Here is a 15,801-nt window from a genome sequence, read left to right on the forward strand (position 1 = left end):
GGTTGATAGGCCGGATCTGGAAGCCAGGTAACTGGTGGAGGTGACCGGTACTAATAGGCCGAGGGCTTGTCCTCAGTTGCTCGCGTCCACTGTGTTGGTTCTGAAACCACGAACGGCCATTGTGTTGGTTGTCAGTTTCATAGTGTTTCGGTGGTTATAGCGTTAGGGAAACGCCCGGTTACATTCCGAACCCGGAAGCTAAGCCTTTCAGCGCCGATGGTACTGCAGGGGGGACCCTGTGGGAGAGTAGGACGCCGCCGAACAATTTTTGGGAAAACCCCCGCACCAGTGGTGCGGGGGTTTTCTGCGTTTACGGTCGGGTTGGGCTCAGAACTCCACGTCCGCCGTCTTCACCGTGCCGGCCTGGCGGCCGGGTGCGGACTGGTTGCTCCAGTAGAGATTGGTGTGCGCGATCACCTGCTCCGGGGCCGGAGCGCCGTACGCCGTGAGGTCCTCCGTGGTGTGGGCATCGGCGACCAGCGTCGCGTCGTAACCGCGGACCAGGGCCCCGTGCAGCGTGGAGCGGACGCAGCAGTCGGTCTGCGCGCCCGTGACCAGCAGCCGGCCCACCCCGTACTCGGCGAGGACGGACTCAAGGTCGGTGTCGTCGAAGGAGTCCGGGTAGCCCTTGGCGACCAGGGGCTCGGTGTCGAGGCGCTTCAGCTCCGGAACGTACTCCCAGCTCTCCGTGCCGGGCACCAGATCCTCGTCCTGGTGCTGCACCCACACCACCGGTACGCCCGCCGAGCGCGCCTTGTCGAGCAGGGTGTTGATGTTCGTGAGTACGTCGTCCAGGGCCGGGGCACCGGCGACGACGCCGTTCTGGACGTCGATGACGAGCAGGGCGGTACGGGGTCGTTCCTGAAGTGTGGTCATGCGGGCAGATTATGGGATGCCGCGCGCCGGGCGCACCGCTACGGTGGCGGTCATGACCAGCATGACCAGCGGAGACTACGTCGTACGAGCCGTGCGCCCCGCGGAGTGGGGGAAGGTGAGGAGCCTGCGGCTGGACGCGCTGCGCGATCCGGCCGCCCCGCTCGCGTTCCTGGAGGGGTACGAGGAGGCGGCCGCGAAGGCCGACCTCTTCTGGCAGGACCGGGCGACCGGTTCGGGCGAGGGGTCGGTGACGGCGCAGCAGTTCATCGCCGAGCTGCCCGACGGGACGTGGGCCGGTTCGCTGACCGTGCTGATGGAGGAGCCCGGTACCCAGGACTGGGCCGGCCTCCCGGTCGACCGCCGGCAGGGGCATGTCGTCGGCGTCTACGTGCGACCCGAGCACCGCGGGAACGGGCTGATCAAGGCCCTGTTCGACGCGGGCGTGGCCTGGGCGTGGGGGCGCGGCGCCGAGCAGGTCCGGCTGTTGGTGCACGAGGACAACGCGCGGGCGCAGGGCGCCTACCGCAAGGCCGGGTTCGGGCCGAGCGGGGTACGGGTGCCGTTCGTGAAGGACGCGGCGCAGAGCGAGCTGGAGTTCGTCCTAGACCGTTAGCCCCGGCAGTCCGGGCAGGCCCGGCAGCTCCCGGTGCGGCCAGCGGGCGCGGGCCTGTTCGCGGGAGCGGAACAGGGCGAGCGTGGGCAGGCCCTGTTCGTCCCCGGTGGCCAGCAGGTCCGGGAGCTGGGGGAGAGGGGCGACGGCGGCGATGTCGTCCAGGACCAGGGTGAGTGGTGGGTCGAGCCGACCGGAGGATGACCGTTCGGCCATGCGCCGGCCGCGCTCGACCACGCTGGAGACGAGGGCCGTCAGGAGGGGCATCGCGCCCGGTGTGCTCCTCGGGTCCTCGATGGATTCACCGACTAGGTAAAGCGTGCCCCCTTCATCGACAAAGGAATCCAAGGCGAGGGCATCAGTTCGGTTTGGGGTACATGCCTCGCGGATGTTGACCGTCGACAGCGCGGCGAGCGCCCGCCCGGTCAACTCCTGGGCGATGTCCCGGCGTTCCGGGTGCGCGGTGAGGGCGGCCTCAAGTTCGCCGGCGGCGCCGGGGGCGGCCTTGGGGTGTGTGCGCAGGGTGCGGACCGCGTCCTGCACCTGGGTGCCCTGGGACCAGCGGTGGACGTGCCGCACGGTGCGGTTCTCCAGGGCGGCGGCATGCAGATAGCTCCGCAGGAGGGTGGTCGCGGTGTCGGCCACGGCCTGGTCGATGCGCGCGGTGGGGCGCACGGGGGCGAGGAGCGCGGTTGCCCGGTGCAGCGCGGTCTGCCTGTCCTCGCAGCCGGCGGTGGGGGACCAGTGGAGACGGGCCGGGGTGTCGCATCGGTGGGTGGGGTCGTAGAGGTGGGTGGGGCCCAGTTTGGCGCGGGCGTCCTTGGTCTCCGCCCACAGGGAGGGGTCCGAGGTGACGACGAGGACGGGACCGGTCGCGTCGCGCACGGCCTGGGCGGCGGTCGTGCGGCGGCTTTCCGGGGGTGCGATGAGGACCCTCTCCCGTCCGCCCACCCGGTTGTTCTCGGCCGGGTGGTGGGCCGACGGCTCCTCGGGCACCGGCTGTTCGACCGCGACCGGCGCCACCGGCATCTCGTGCCGCTGCACCGGAACCTCGTACCCCTGCGGTGTCTCCACGGGAGCCGGAGCCGGAGCCGGAGCCGGAGCCGGTTCCGCCCGCTCCACCGCCCGCGCCCTCGCCCGTCCGGCCCGCCACCTGGCCACGGTGCCCAGGACGAAGACGGTGAGGACGAAGAGGACCATCAGCTGGGCGATGAACAGGCCCCAGAACAGGCCCCAGCCGGAGAGCCGGGAGGCGGGGGTGTCGGGCCAGGCGCCGGCCAGGTCGTGGGGCCTGCTGACCAGGTGGCGCATGGCCATGGGGGTGCGCAGGAAGGTGACGCCCGTGGGCCAGGCGCCCTGCGCGAAGAGCGCCGAGAGGCCCGTGGCCGTCCACACCAGCACGGTGATGCCGAGGAGGAAGGCGAGGACGCCGAGCAGCAGCCCGTCGGGGATGCCGCCCTGGCCCTGGCTCCGGCCGTCCTGCGGGCGCCGGTCCTCCCGGGGTGTGCGAGCGTCCGGTCTCACCCGTACCTCCCTACGCCACCGTCGACTCGGAGTCGCCGAGGTGCTGTTCCACGAAGGCCGCGGCCCGCTGTTCGGCCTCCAGCTCGGCGGCGCGCAGGGCGTCGTCCGCGGAGTGGTCGCTGGAGGACTCGGTCATCGCGCGGTCGGTGAAGACCAGCGGGCGTTCGGACTCGGTGATCAGGTGCTTGACCACCTGGACATTGCCGTTGACGTCCCAGACCGCGATGCCCGGGGTCAGCGTCGGGATGATCTCGACGGCCCAGCGGGGCAGGCCCAGGACGCGGCCGGTGGCCCGTGCCTCGTCGGCCTTCTGGGCGTAGATCGTCCTGGTGGAGGCCATCTTCAGGATCGCCGCGGCCTCCTTCGCGGCCGCGCCGTCCACCACGTCGGACAGGTGGTGGACGACCGCCACGAAGGACAGGCCGAGGCGCCGGCCGAACTTCAGCAGGCGCTGGAACAGCTGCGCCACGAAGGGGCTGTTGATGATGTGCCAGGCCTCTTCGACCAGGAAGATGCGCTTCTTGCGGTCGGGGCGGATCCAGGTGTGCTCCAGCCACACGCCGACGATCGCCATCAGGATCGGCATGGCGATGGAGTTGCGGTCGATGTGGGAGAGGTCGAAGACGATGAGCGGGGCGTCCAGGTCGATGCCGACCGTGGTCGGACCGTCGAACATGCCGCGCAGGTCACCGTCGACCAGCCGGTCCAGGACCAGGGCGACGTCCAGGCCCCAGGCCCGTACGTCGTCCAGCGCGACGTTCATCGCCTCGGCCGACTCCGGCTCGGGGTGCCGTAGCTGCTCCACGATGTCGGTGAGGACCGGCTGGCGGTTCACGATGGTCTCGTTGACGTACGAGTGGGCGACCTTGAGGGCGAAGCCGGAGCGCTCGTCCAGGCCGTGGCCGAGGGCCACCTCGATGATGGTGCGCAGCAGCGCCAGCTGGCCCGTGGTGGTGATCGCCGGGTCCAGCGGGTTGAGGCGGATGCCGTGGTCCAGGGCGGCCGTGGGGTCCAGCCGGATCGGCGTTATCCCCAGCTCCTCGGCGATGAGGTTCCACTCGCCGACCCCGTCCTCGCCCTGCGCGTCCAGGACGACGACCTGGCGGTCGCGGAAGCGCAGCTGGCGCAGGACGTAGGTCTTCTCCAGCGCCGACTTGCCGTTGCCGGACTCGCCGAGGACCAGCCAGTGCGGGGCCGGGAGCTGCTGGCCGTACAGCTGGAAGGGATCGTAGATGTAGCCCTTTCCGGAATAGACCTCGCGCCCGATGATGACGCCGGAGTCCCCGAGGCCGGGCGCGGCCGTGGGCAGGTAGACCGCCTGGGCCTGGCCCGTGGAGGTGCGCACCGGCAGCCGGGTCGTCTCGACCTTTCCGAAGAGGAAGGAGGTGAAGGCCTCGGTGAGGACGGACAGCGGATCCCGCATCGGCGAATCAGCCCCTACCTTCGGATGCCGGTGGCGAAAGGAAGTGTGTTCACGAAGGCGCGGTGGTGCTCCCGGTCGCACCACTCCAGCTTGAGGTACGACTTCCCGGCCGAGGCCCTGATCGTCCGCTTGTCGCGGGCGAGGGACTCCGGGGTGCGGGCGGAGACGGTGATGTAGCCGACGAGGTTGACGCCGGCCGCGCCGCTCGCGAGGTCCTCGCCGCGCTGGTCGAGGCGGTTGTGCGCGGCGATGTCGCGGGGGTCGACGGTGCGGTTCATCTTGGCGGCGCGGGAGGCCTCGGCCTCGTCGTTGGTCTTCTCGGTCAGCATGCGTTCGATGGCGACCTCGGTGGGTTCGAGGTCCATGGTGACCGCGACGGTGCGGATGACGTCCGGGGTGTGGACGAGCAGCGGCGCGAGGAAGTTCACGCCGACCGGGGTCATCGGCCACTCCTTGACCCAGGCGGTGGCATGGCACCAGGGGGCGCGGGTGGTGGACTCGCGGGTCTTGGCCTGGAGGAACGTCGGCTCGGTGGCGTCCAGTTCGGCCGGCCAGGCGTTGCGCCGGGTCATCGCCTGGATGTGGTCGATGGGGTGGTCCGGGTCGTACATGGAGTGGATGAGCGAGGCGAGCCGGCTCTGGCCGAGCGGCTGGCGGACGCGGATGTCGGCTTCCTGGAGGCGGGAGCAGATGTCGGTCAGCTCACGGGCCATGACGACGGCGAGCCCGGCGTCGCGGTCGAGCTTGCGGCCGGCCTGGGGGCGGGCGGCGCGGGCCATCGCCTGGGCCTCGGCGGCCAGTTCGCGGCTGTAGTGCATGCAGGCGACGAGGTACGCGCGGTGCTGCTCGCTGCTCGTGGACACCATGGACTGGAGCTGGTCGTACGACTGCTGCAGCCAGGCCGGGGAGCGGTCGTCGCCGCGCTGGGCGACGTCCTTGGCGTGGGCGTCGGGGTCGGCGGGCAGGGTGCGGGCGAGCATCTGCAGCCGGGTGACGAACCCGTCGCCGTTGGCGACGTGCTTGAGCAGGGTGCCGAACCGGTCGACCAGCGCCTCCTGGTCCTCGGAGTCGCGCAGGCCGACGCCGGGGCCCTCGATCTCGATGGCGGCGGTGACGGTCTTGCGGTCGGCGTGCAGCAGTACGGCGATCTCGTCGGGCCCGAAGGGGGCGGCGAGCCAGTTGATGCGGCCGATGCCCGGGGGCGGGCCGATCTCGACCTCCTCGCCGTCGATGCGGGTGCCGGCCTCCATGACGCTCGAACGGTAGACGGCGCCGCGCTTGACGGTGCGCTTGTAGCTGCGGTTGATCTCGAACCACTTGTAGAAGGTGCGGCGCTTGTACGGCACGTACACCGCGGCGAGCGCGAGCATCGGGAAGCCCGTCAGCAGCACGATCCGCAGCGAGAGGTTCGGCACGAGGAGGCCGCACATCATGCCGAGGAACGCGCCCGCGATGATCAGCGCGATCTCGCCGGACTCCCGGTTGCGGCCGACGATCGCGTTCGGCCGGGCGCGGCCGATGAGGTACGTACGGCGGGGCGTGATCGGATGGGACAGGTGGGACTCGGTCGTCAACGCCCTTCACCTCCCGTGCGGTTGTTGCGGTTGTTGCCTGCGTGCGGGGTGTTGACCGGGCTGGCCGCCCGGGGTGCGGGCGCGGCGGAGGGGACGGCTCCGCCGCCGGTGCCGGAGGTACGGCTGCTGTGCGCGGCGACGCCGCCGGTGGCGGGGTTGGCCGGGCGGGGGGTGCTGGAGCCGCCGCCCTGGCCCGCCGCGTTGCTGTCGGCGCGGGTGCTGTGGGTCTTGATGCCCTGCGCGACGAGGGTGGCGGGAGAGCTGATGACGGCGGCGGCCTTGCCCTCGGCGCCCTGCATGATGCGGTTGTTGCGGCCGTTGGCGATCTCGTCGCCGAAGCCGGGGACGAAGCGGTAGATGGCGGCGCTGGCGAAGATGGCGAGCAGGATGATCGCGAGGCCGGAGACGACGGCGGAGAAGGCGTCGGGGCCGTTGCCGGAGGAGAGGGCGCCGGCGAGGCCGAGCACGATCACGATGACCGGCTTGACCAGGATGACGGCGATCATGATGCCGGCCCAGCGCCTGACGTGGCCCCACATGTTCTTGTCGACGAGGCCCGAGTAGACGACGGTGCCGAGGAGGGCGCCCACGTAGAGGAGGGCGGCCCTGATGACGAGCTCCAGCCACAGGACGCCCGCGGCGAGGATGCTCACCAGGGAGACGACGATCAGCATGATCGGGCCGCCGCCGATGTCGGTGCCCTTGTTCAGTGCGCCGGAGAACGTACCGAAGAACGTGTCCGCCTGGTCGCCGGTGGCCTTCGCCAGTACGTCCGTGACGCTGTCCGTCGCGGAGACGACGGTGTAGAGGATCAGCGGCGTGAACGCCGAGGCCATCACGGTCAGCCACAGGAACCCGACGGCCTCCGAGATCGCCGTCGTCAACGGCACGCCGCGCACGGCGCGCTTGGCGACGGCGAGGAGCCAGAGCAGCAGCGTGAGGATGGTCGAGGCGGCGAAGACGATGGCGTACTGCTGGAGGAACTTCTGGTTGGTGAAGTCGACGTTGGCGGTGTCCTTGACGGCGGAACTGAGCTTCTTCACCGTCCAGGCAGCCGCTTCCGCACAGCCTTTGGCGAGCGAGGACAGGGGGTCCATGGTGGAGGTGTCGGGCACGCTGGCACCCCCCGACCCGCTGGGGGTGTTGCCGCGTTCGCAGTACTTCTTGGCGTCGCCGGTGATGACGCCGCAGTTGTACTTGTGCCCCGAAGGCGAAGGCGAGGGCGACGGGCTGCCCGAGGGCGTGGGTGAGGGAGCGGCGACGGCGCGTGTGGCCAGTAGTACGGCCGTGGTCTGGACGGCTGCCACGATTCCGGCGAGCTTGAGCGCACGTTGCGGGCTACCGGGCATACGTGAACCCTCCGTACTCTTCGATGGCCTTGGAGATCTCGTCGGAGGTGGCGGCCGGGTCGTCCCCGGGTACCGGGGAGGGGCCGTCCTTCTGGGTGTCGGCGGCGATCTTCCAGTCGCCGTCGGACCATTGCAGGTCGAAGCTCCAGGTCTTCCAGGACGAGGTGACCGGATCGGTCGAGCTGCTGCCGGCCATGCCGATGAGTCCCACGCACCAGACGGCGACCTTGGCGTCATTGTCCGTGTACTGCTGTACCGTCGCGCCGATCGGGGTCACCCGGGAGACGAAGGTACTGCCCTTGGGGGCGTTGCCGTCCGCGTCGAGGCCCATCTTGGCGAGGAAGTCCGAGGTGTAGGCCTGGTCCATCGCGCCCTGGAGACGGGACGCCGCATCAGGAACGTACAGGAGTTGCAGCAGTGCGTGGCGGCTGTCCTTCTTGAACATGGCCGTCGAACCCAGCGCCACGGCATAGTTCGAAGCAGCTGATTGGGCACCCTGTTCCGTATGCGCGAAGTTCGACGGGATGCCGTTGGTCCTGGTCTGCACCGGATGTGTGCCCGTGGGGTCGGTGGGCGAGGTGTGCGGCTGGGAGGACTTCGCGGTCGGGTCCTTCGGGGAGGAGTTGTCTCCTCGGTTCGCGAACGCGATGGCCGCGATCAGCAGGACGACCACGCCGACGACCGTGATGAGGCCCCGGGAGGGGGAGCGGGTGGGGCGGCGGGGGGCGCCGCCGTAGGGGTCGTGGTCGGGGAGGCGGGTACGGGTGTGGCCCGTGTCGCCGTAGTCGGAGTAGCCCTGCTCGTCTCCGTGGCTCATGCCGTGCACGCCCCCTCCACCTCGTGGTCGTACGACGGTAGCCGTGCTGGTTCCCGCGCGGGCGCGGTGTGGTGACTCGACATCAGGGAGACGCAACCTCTAAGGGGAGGGGAACAGGGGGTGCGCTAGACCGCCATGCCGTAGACGATGGTGAACAGCGTGCCCAGGGAACCGATGATGAAGACCCCGGTGAGTCCGGCGATGATGAGGCCCTTGCCCTGTTCCGCGCTGAAGGTGTCGCGCAGCGCCGTCGCCCCGATGCGCTGTTTGGCCGCACCCCAGACCGCGATGCCGAGGCAGAGCAGGATGGCCACCGCCATCACCACCTCGATCATCACCTTGGCCTCGTTGCCCAGGCTGCCGAAGGGCCCCCAGTCCGGAGCGATCCCGCCGATGATGGTGTTGATGTCTCCCTTGTCGGCCGCAAAGAGCATGTAAGTCACCGCCCCTGGTGGGTAGTTCCGCGAGTCCCCTGCCCTGTGCAGAGGTCAGGCCTCATTGTCGCCGACAACGTCGCCGTCGTATGTCGACTTGACGTCATTGACTGGCGGGTTTCGTACGAATACCTCGTATGGTCACTCTGTGTATCACGGCAGGTCACCCCGGGCAACGAGGTCCGACCGGAACCTGCCACGTGGTTCCGTCGTTGACCTCCTTTACGCCCCGGCCCGGTTCTCGGCGGCCGGTCGGGTGAGGAGCCGCTTCGATGGTCTCACGCGCGGGCGGTCGAAAACGGCCGAGGGCCCCGGCGGCGGACGCCACCGGGGCCTGTGGTCGTACGGGTTGACGAGAGGTCAGCCGGTGAAGGCCGAGACGCCCTCGGGGGTGCCGAGGCCGGTCGGGCCGTCGTACCCCGAACGGGCGGTGCACAGGTAGCTGGTGGTGCAGGAGCCGTTGCTGCCGCTGGTGACGTCGTTCAGCGCGGAGGTGCCGGCCGCGGCGTACGGGAACTGGGCCGGGTGGCTGCCGCTGCTCGGTGTGCCCGCCAGGGCGTAGACCCCGGCGATGATCGGCGAGCTGGCGCTGGTGCCGCCGAAGGTGTACCAGCCGGCGGTGACGCCGTAGGAGTCGTAGACGGAGACGCCGGTCGCGGGGTCGGCCACGGCGGAGACGTCCGCGATGGTGCGCTTGGCGCAGCCGGTGTCGGTCTGCCAGGACGGCTTCGGGTCGTAGGCGGAGCAGCCGGAGCCGGTGCCCTCGGTGCTGGAGGTGTTCCAGACCGTCTCCGACCAGCCGCGGGTGGTGGTGGAGTCCTCGGACAGGGCGGTGCCGCCGACCGCGGTCACGTACTGGGAGGCGGCGGGGTACTCGGCGCCGTAGCCGGAGTCGCCGGCGGAGACGGTGATGGCGACGCCCGGGTGGTTGAAGTACGAGGAGTCGTAGCTGGTGTCGGAGGAGGACTCCGAGCCGCCGTAGCTGTTGGAGACGTACTTGGCGCCCAGGCTCACCGCTTCGTTGACGGCGGTGCCGAGGTTGGCCATCGTCGCGGATTTGGCCTCGACGAGCAGGATGTTGCAGTTCGGGCAGATGGCGGAGGCCATGTCGAGGTCGAGGGAGATCTCCTCGGACCAGCCGGCGTCGCTGGTGGGCAGCGAGGTGGTGGAGCCGGTCTGGCTGACCTGCTTGAAGCAGCCGCTCGCCTTGGTGCAGGCGGAAAGGCCGTAGTACGAGCGGTACTTGGCGAGGTCGGCCTCGGCGTTCGGGTCGTTGTAGGCGTCCACGATCGCGATGGTCTCGCCGGAGCCCTTGGAGGCGGCGGCGGAGGTGAGGCCGTACGCCGACTGGAGGTCGGAGGGGCCGTAGCCGGAGGGCGTCGCGGCCTTGGGGGTGATGCCGTCGGTGGCCTGCTGCTTCTGGAAGGCGGTGAGTCCGCCGGTCACCCGCAGCGAGTTGCAGGCGAGTTCGCCCTGGTGCTTGGGGGTCGCGCAGGGGGTCTTGGCCCAGGTCGCCGTGGCCGGCGCGGCGCCGGCGGTGTCGGCCTGGACGGCGGTGCCGAAGCCGGCGAGAGCGAGCGTGGCGGCGGCGGCGAAGACGGTGCCGAGGCGACGCCGGCGGCCGGGGGCGGCCGGGGTGCCGGCGGCGGGGGTCGTACGCATGTACAGCCTCCTGATGTTCCTGTCGTGGGGTGGGAACAAGCACGTTGCTGATGTGCGCGGCGGTACGACGAAGACGATGACTTGTCGAGTACGCGACAAACAAGAGGGAGCGGGCGACGCACAGGAATCCTGGAGTCCGGCTGACCGAACGTTGCCGCTCTCTTGACCGAACGCACAGCTGGCGCACGGGAAACGGGGCGGGCGGGCCGCGGTGGCGGACAAGGCCGGAGGGCGGGCCGCGGCTGGTTGCCGTGGCCCGCCCTCCTTCTCTTGCTGCCGCCGAGGGGACCCCACGTCCCCCTCTTCGTCGGCGGCGCCCCGTGACCCGACGGGGGCGTCACGTCCGCGGGTCGGCGGCTCAGCCCGTGAAGGCGGCCGTGCCCTCGGGGGTGCCCAGGCCGGTCGGGCCGTCGTAGCCGGACCCGGCGGTGCAGAAGTAGCTGGTGGTGCAGGAGCCGTTGCTGCCGCTGGTGACGTCGTTCAGCGCGGAGGTGCCGGCCGCGGCGTACGGGAACTGGGCCGGGTAGCTGCTGCTGCTCGGGGTGCCGGCCAGCGCGTAGACCGAGGCGATGAGCGGGGAGCTGGCGCTGGTGCCGCCGTAGGTGTTCCAGCCGCTGGCGCCGTAGGTGTCGTAGACGGAGACGCCGGTGGCCGGGTCGGCCACGGCGGAGACGTCCGCGATCATGCGCTTGGCACAGCCGGTGTCGGTCTGCCAGGACGGCTTGGCGTCGTAGGCGGAGCAGCCGGAGCCGGTGCCCTCGGTGCTGGAGGTGTTCCAGACGCTCTCGCTCCAACCGCGGGTGTTGGAGGCCTGCTTGAGGGCGGTGCCGCCGACGGCGGTCACGTACCGGGAGCCGGCCGGGTACTGGGCGCCGTAGCCGGAGTCGCCCGCGCTGGCCGTGATGACGACGCCCGGGTGGTTGAAGTACGAGGAGTCGTAGCTGGTGTCGGAGGAGGACTCCGAGCCGCCGTAGCTGTTGGAGACGAACTTGGCGCCCAGCTTCACGGCCTCGTTGACCGCGGTGCCGAGGTTGGTCATCGACGCGGTCTTCGCCTCGACCAGCAGGATGTGGCAGTTCGGGCAGGTCGCGCTGACCATGTCGAGGTCGAGCGAGATCTCACCGGCCCAGCCGCTGTCGGAGGCGGGCAGCGAGGTGGTGGAGCCGGTCTGGCTGACCTTCTTGAAGCAGCCGTTGGACGTCGTGCAGGCCGACAGGCCGTAGTACGAGCGGTACGCCGCGAGGTCCGCCTCGGCGTTCGGGTCGTTGTAGGCGTCCACGATCGCGACGGTCTCGCCGGAGCCCTTGGCGGAGGCGGCGGAGGTGAGGCCGTAGGCCGACTGGAGGTCCGAGGGGCCGTAGCCGGTCGGGGTGCTGGAGGTGGCGTCCGGGCTGATCGTCTTGGGCGCGACGCCCTTGATCGCGGCCTGCTTCTCCATGAAGGCGGTGGTGCCTCCGGTCACGCGCAGCGCGTCACAGGCGGCGTAGCCCTTCTTCGGGCTGGTGGCACAGGCGTTCGTGTACTGCACGTGGGCCTTGGCGACCTGGGTGGCGATCGTCCTGGCGCTGACCTTGTGGGGGGTGGCCGCGTCCGCCTGGGCGGCGGCGCCGAAGCCGGCGAGGGCGAGCGCGGTGGCGGCCGCGGCGGCCGAGCCGATCCGGCGCCATCCGCCGGATATGCGGGGGGAGTTGGTCGTACGCAAGGTACAGCCTCCTGGAAGTGGTGGGGCAGAGGCCTGCTGTGGGGGGCCACCGGCGTGTTCGCCGATGGGGGCGGCGGCCCGCGATGACCTTGCGCTTGTTGAGTACGCGACAACAAGGGGCTTTCGGATTTCTGACTTCCGCGTTACCCAAATGGGGTGCCCGGCTTACTGATCAATGACGGGGTGATGGCGCGGAGATGACCAAGTGGGCAGGTCAAGAGGGGTATGACCAGGGAGGGTTGGGGGAGCGGATCGCCCCCCGGAGGGTCAAGCGCGGTCCGAGGAGCGGGGCTTGAGTCCGTGCAGCAGCAGATGGACGTGGTCGTCCAGGCCGGCGACGACCTCTTCCGCGTCCAGCGCGCAGCTGGCGATGAGCGCGGCCAGGCCGTGCAGCTGGGCGGCGGCGACCAGCGCGATGCGCTCCGGGTCGCCCTCCACGACCTCGCCCCGCGCCTGCGCGTGGGCGAACAGCCGGGTCAGCGCGCCGAAGGTGCGGTCGACCGCCGCGCTGAGCTGCGCGGAGCTGTCGGGGCGGTGCTTGCGCGTGAACATCAGCTCCAGCAGTTCGGGATGCTCGATGGCGAAGCCGAGGTAGGCGCGCGCGATGGCGGCCATGCGCCGCTCGAAGTCCGGGCCCGCGCCGTGCGCCTCGCCGAGAACCCGGTCCAGCCGCTCGTACCCCTCCATCGCCAGCGCGTCCAGCAAGGCCTGCTTGTCCTTGAAGTGCCGGCCCGGGGCCGCGTGGCTGACCCCGGTGTCCCGGGCCAGTTCGCGCAGCGACAGCGCGCCGGCCCCCTTCTCCCGCAGGGTGCGCTCGGCGCTCCTGAGCAGCGCGGCGCGCAGGTCTCCGTGGTGGTAGGGGCGGCTTGCGGGCATGCGGACCATCGTATCCCGATGTAGACGGCGTCATCATGGGCGACGACGCACGTGTTGTTGTCATTGACAGCATTGTAGGCGCTGCCTACATTGGGGTCATGGCTGAGACGACCGGCGCGCGCGGTGCGCGCACATGGAACGTGAACCGCATCCCCGACCAGACCGGCCGTACGGCCGTGGTCACCGGCGCCAACAGCGGCCTCGGACTGGTGACGGCCGAGGCCCTGGCCCGGGCGGGCGCGCATGTGGTGTTCGCCGTACGGGACCTCGGGCGGGGCGGCGCCGCCGCGGCGCGGGTGGGCGGCAGCACCGAGGTGCGCCACCTCGATCTCGCGGACCTTGACTCGGTGCGCGCCTTCGCCGCGGGCTGGGACCGCCCGCTGGACCTGCTGATCAACAACGCGGGCGTGATGATGCTGCCGGAGGAGCGCACCGCGCAGGGGTTCGAGCGGCAGTTCGGCACGAACCACCTCGGGCACTTCGCGCTGACGAACCTGCTGCTGCCGTACGTCACGGACCGCGTGGTGACGCTGGCCTCCGCCGCGCACCGCTGGGGGGACCAGCGCATCCGCTTCGAGGACGTCAACCTGCGCGGCCGCTACACCCCGACCCGCGCCTACGCCCAGTCCAAGCTGGCGAACCTCCTGTTCACCCTGGAACTCCAGCGCCGCCTGGCCGAGTCCGGCTCCCGGGTGCGGGCGCTCGCCGCCCACCCCGGATACGCGGCCACCAACCTTCAGAGCCACCACGCGAACCCCCTGGTCCGGGCGGGCATGGCGGTCGCCAACCGGGTGGTCGCGCAGAGCGACCGGGCCGGCGCCCTGCCCACGCTCTACGCGGCCACCCAGGACCTCCCCGGCGCGGCCTACATCGGCCCCGACGGCCTCGGCGAGTTCCGCGGCGCCCCGACCCTGGTCGCCCGCAGCGCGGCGGCGAGCGACCCGGAGGCGGCACGGCGGCTGTGGACGCTGTCGGAGGAGCTGACCGGGGTGGAGTGGAAGGCGGGGAGCGGCAACGGCTGAGCGGGAGCGGGCGGGACGGGAGCCGGTGACGGGGATCGGGTGAACGGGGGCGGAAACCCGTGGGGGACCGCACACGGTGCGGGAAGGGATCTCCCGGAACCCTCCAGGAAACTTCAGGACGCACCACGGACCGAGAGCGAACCATGACCTCGGCAGAGACGGGCGACGACAGCGGTGGCCCGGTGACCAGCGGCGGCCCCGTGAGCTTCCGGCTCGACGGCCGTACGGCCCTCGTGACGGGGGCGGCGGGCGGCCTCGGCCTGGAGATGGCACGGGGCCTGGCCGGCGCCGGCGCCCGGGTGGTCCTGGGCGGCCGCGACCCGGCGGCCCTCGCGGCGGCGGCCGAGCGGCTGCGGGCGGAGGGCGGGTACGACATCGCGATCGCCGCGTTCGACGTCACGGACCGGGCGGCCGCGGAGGCGGCGGTCGAGGAGCTGGGCGAACTCGACATCCTGGTCAACAACATGGGCCACCGGGAGCGGCGGGACGCGGCCGAGACGACCCCGCAGGAACCGAACGCGCCGCTCGACACCGACCTGGCCGCGGCGTACGCGCTGAGCCAGGCGGTGGCCCGGGGCCTCGCCGCGCGCGGGGTGCCGGGCCGCATCGTCAACGTGTCGTCGGTGGTCGGCCAGTTGGGCCGTACGGGTGATGCCGGCTACGCCACCGCGAAGGCGGGCCTCGACGGGCTGACCCGGGCGCTCGCGGCGGACCTCGGGCCGAGCGGTACGACCGTCAACTCGGTGGCACCGGGCACCTTCGCCACCGAGGCCGACGCCGAACCCGCGGCGGAACCCGAGCGGGAGCGCTGGCTGCGGACCCGCACGGCGCTGGGGCGCTGGGGCCGGCCGGAGGAGATCGCCGGGGTCGTCGTCTTCCTCGCGAGCGACGCGGCGTCCTTCGTCACCGGGCAGACCATCGCGGTGGACGGCGGGATGACGACGACCTTCTGACGCTGCGTGACCGCTGGGGAGGCGGATGCGGCGGGAGGACATTAGCCTGGTGCGCGCACCGGCCATCGGGAGGTTTCTGCGGAAATTCTCAGCGAAGCCGGGGCGGGTTTCTCACCTTCGTGAGACAGAGTGAGGGCTGATGAAGCGCATCTCACGCATCTCGCTCACCTCGCGTCCCGCGTTGCTCGGGGCAGTGGTGATGCTCGCCCTGACCTCGGCGTCCGTGGCCTCCGCCGATGACGGGCCGGGCCCCCTCGGGGTCACCGCGGACGCGGTCGCCTCCCTGCGCGAGGCGCGGGTCGGCGCGCTGTTCGACGCGGACCGGGCGGGGAGCCTGACCGGCGGCCACTTCTGCACGGCGTCGGTGGTGCACAGCCCGCGGGGCGACCTCATCGCCACCGCCGCGCACTGCATGAACGGCGCCGACGACCTGGTGTTCGTGCCGGGCTACCGCGACGGACGGGCGCCGTACGGGGTGTGGAAGGTGACCAGGCGCTTCCTGCCGACCGGCTGGGCGCGGGACCAGGACGAGGACAGCGACGTCGCCCTCGCGACGGTGGCCGACCTGGACGGGCGGAGCGTCGAACAGGTGGTCGGCGGCAATCCGTTCGTCACCGGCGCGACCACCGGCGCCACCGCGGTGACACTCACCGGCTATCCCGACTCCCGTGAACTCCCCATCCGCTGCACCAACAAACCCCGAGGCCAGAGCTCCACCCAACAGCGCATCTACTGCCCCTCCTTCACCAGCGGCACCAGCGGCAGTCCCTGGATCAACGGCGACCACCAGGTCGTCGGCGTCCTCGGCGGCCACGAGGAGGGGGGCGCCACGGACGACGTGTCGTACAGCGTGGTGCTGGGCGCGCAGGCGGCGGAACTGTACCGGGACGCGACGGCGGCGAGCTGACCCCGGGCTCAGCCGTTCCCCTTCTCGCACACCGCGGCCGGAGCGGAAGTACGCGCGTTCGCGGGGCGGTTG

14 protein-coding genes and 1 rRNA gene are annotated in these 15,801 nt (G+C 71.1%); 5 read left to right on the plus strand and 10 right to left on the minus strand.

Going from position 1 to position 15,801, the window contains the following annotated elements; genetic code table 11:
- Positions 1-146: 146 nt before the first annotated feature.
- Positions 147-263 (plus strand): 5S ribosomal RNA (gene rrf, locus ACWDD7_RS04680).
- A 64-nt stretch (positions 264-327) separates the two neighbouring features.
- Here rrf and ACWDD7_RS04685 read toward each other — a convergent pair.
- Positions 328-876, minus strand: a complete 549-nt coding sequence (locus ACWDD7_RS04685; protein WP_450456360.1) for a cysteine hydrolase family protein — start codon at positions 874-876, stop codon at positions 328-330.
- A 61-nt stretch (positions 877-937) separates the two neighbouring features.
- Between ACWDD7_RS04685 and ACWDD7_RS04690 the strand changes: the two genes are divergently transcribed.
- Complete coding sequence (locus tag ACWDD7_RS04690; protein ID WP_450456550.1) at positions 938-1,489, plus strand: GNAT family N-acetyltransferase; 552 nt, start codon at positions 938-940, stop codon at positions 1,487-1,489.
- Here the strand turns inward: ACWDD7_RS04690 and ACWDD7_RS04695 are convergent.
- The 9 genes from ACWDD7_RS04695 to ACWDD7_RS04735 form a co-directional block, all read right to left on the minus strand.
- Positions 1,478-3,010 (minus strand): type IV secretory system conjugative DNA transfer family protein, encoded by a 1,533-nt coding sequence (locus ACWDD7_RS04695; RefSeq protein WP_450456361.1) that lies wholly within the window; start codon positions 3,008-3,010, stop codon positions 1,478-1,480. The genes ACWDD7_RS04690 and ACWDD7_RS04695 overlap by 12 nt on opposite strands.
- 10 nt (positions 3,011-3,020) lie before the next feature.
- Positions 3,021-4,433 carry an ATP-binding protein gene (locus tag ACWDD7_RS04700; protein WP_351871688.1) on the minus strand — a complete coding sequence of 471 codons (1,413 nt, stop codon included), beginning with the start codon at positions 4,431-4,433 and terminating at the stop codon, positions 3,021-3,023.
- A gap of 14 nt (positions 4,434-4,447) precedes the next feature.
- Positions 4,448-6,007 (minus strand): SCO6880 family protein, encoded by a 1,560-nt coding sequence (locus ACWDD7_RS04705; protein WP_450456362.1) that lies wholly within the window; start codon positions 6,005-6,007, stop codon positions 4,448-4,450.
- Positions 6,004-7,356 (minus strand): hypothetical protein, encoded by a 1,353-nt coding sequence (locus ACWDD7_RS04710; protein WP_450456363.1) that lies wholly within the window; start codon positions 7,354-7,356, stop codon positions 6,004-6,006. Before ACWDD7_RS04710 ends, ACWDD7_RS04705 begins: the two co-directional genes overlap by 4 nt.
- The gene (locus tag ACWDD7_RS04715) at positions 7,346-8,173 is read right to left on the minus strand and encodes a hypothetical protein (RefSeq protein WP_450456364.1); all 828 of its coding nucleotides are present in this window, start codon (positions 8,171-8,173) and stop codon (positions 7,346-7,348) included. The genes ACWDD7_RS04710 and ACWDD7_RS04715 overlap by 11 nt, the downstream gene beginning before the upstream one ends.
- A 125-nt stretch (positions 8,174-8,298) precedes the next feature.
- A complete protein-coding gene (locus ACWDD7_RS04720; RefSeq protein ID WP_014673544.1) occupies positions 8,299-8,607 on the minus strand; it encodes a hypothetical protein in 309 nt (102 codons plus the stop codon).
- A 360-nt stretch (positions 8,608-8,967) separates the two neighbouring features.
- Positions 8,968-10,269: a S53 family peptidase gene (locus ACWDD7_RS04725; RefSeq protein WP_450456365.1), complete on the minus strand. Its 1,302-nt coding sequence runs from the start codon at positions 10,267-10,269 to the stop codon at positions 8,968-8,970.
- 358 nt (positions 10,270-10,627) lie between these two features.
- Positions 10,628-11,971: a S53 family peptidase gene (locus tag ACWDD7_RS04730; RefSeq protein WP_450456366.1), complete on the minus strand. Its 1,344-nt coding sequence runs from the start codon at positions 11,969-11,971 to the stop codon at positions 10,628-10,630.
- 267 nt (positions 11,972-12,238) lie between these two features.
- Entirely contained in the window at positions 12,239-12,856 is a 618-nt protein-coding gene (locus ACWDD7_RS04735; protein ID WP_351871706.1) for a TetR/AcrR family transcriptional regulator, read from the minus strand.
- Positions 12,857-12,945: 89 nt separating this feature from the next.
- Here ACWDD7_RS04735 and ACWDD7_RS04740 point away from each other — a divergent pair, with 89 nt between their 5' ends.
- The 3 genes from ACWDD7_RS04740 (at position 12,946) to ACWDD7_RS04750 (ending at position 15,729) form a co-directional block, all read left to right on the plus strand.
- Complete coding sequence (locus ACWDD7_RS04740; protein WP_450456367.1) at positions 12,946-13,869, plus strand: oxidoreductase; 924 nt, start codon at positions 12,946-12,948, stop codon at positions 13,867-13,869.
- Positions 13,870-14,012: 143 nt separating this feature from the next.
- A complete protein-coding gene (locus ACWDD7_RS04745) occupies positions 14,013-14,822 on the plus strand; it encodes an SDR family oxidoreductase (RefSeq protein WP_450456368.1) in 810 nt (269 codons plus the stop codon).
- A gap of 139 nt (positions 14,823-14,961) precedes the next feature.
- On the plus strand, positions 14,962-15,729 hold the full coding sequence (locus tag ACWDD7_RS04750; protein WP_450456369.1) for a trypsin-like serine peptidase: 768 nt from the start codon (positions 14,962-14,964) through the stop codon (positions 15,727-15,729).
- The last annotated feature ends 72 nt before the right edge of the window (positions 15,730-15,801 follow it).

Source organism: Streptomyces sp. NPDC001056 (genome assembly GCF_053598955.1).

Bases quoted from the DNA above. Each gene is read 5' to 3' on its own strand.
- ACWDD7_RS04685 (WP_450456360.1), bottom strand. From the start codon at position 876: ATGACCACACTTCAGGAACGACCCCGTACCGCCCTGCTCGTCATCGAC.
- ACWDD7_RS04690 (WP_450456550.1), top strand. From the start codon at position 938: ATGACCAGCGGAGACTACGTCGTACGAGCCGTGCGCCCCGCGGAGTGG.
- ACWDD7_RS04700 (WP_351871688.1), bottom strand. From the start codon at position 4,433: ATGCGGGATCCGCTGTCCGTCCTCACCGAGGCCTTCACCTCCTTCCTC.
- ACWDD7_RS04710 (WP_450456363.1), bottom strand. From the start codon at position 7,356: ATGCCCGGTAGCCCGCAACGTGCGCTCAAGCTCGCCGGAATCGTGGCA.
- ACWDD7_RS04715 (WP_450456364.1), bottom strand. From the start codon at position 8,173: ATGAGCCACGGAGACGAGCAGGGCTACTCCGACTACGGCGACACGGGC.
- ACWDD7_RS04720 (WP_014673544.1), bottom strand. From the start codon at position 8,607: ATGCTCTTTGCGGCCGACAAGGGAGACATCAACACCATCATCGGCGGG.
- ACWDD7_RS04725 (WP_450456365.1), bottom strand. From the start codon at position 10,269: ATGCGTACGACCCCCGCCGCCGGCACCCCGGCCGCCCCCGGCCGCCGG.
- ACWDD7_RS04735 (WP_351871706.1), bottom strand. From the start codon at position 12,856: ATGGTCCGCATGCCCGCAAGCCGCCCCTACCACCACGGAGACCTGCGC.
- ACWDD7_RS04740 (WP_450456367.1), top strand. From the start codon at position 12,946: ATGGCTGAGACGACCGGCGCGCGCGGTGCGCGCACATGGAACGTGAAC.
- ACWDD7_RS04745 (WP_450456368.1), top strand. From the start codon at position 14,013: ATGACCTCGGCAGAGACGGGCGACGACAGCGGTGGCCCGGTGACCAGC.
- ACWDD7_RS04750 (WP_450456369.1), top strand. From the start codon at position 14,962: ATGAAGCGCATCTCACGCATCTCGCTCACCTCGCGTCCCGCGTTGCTC.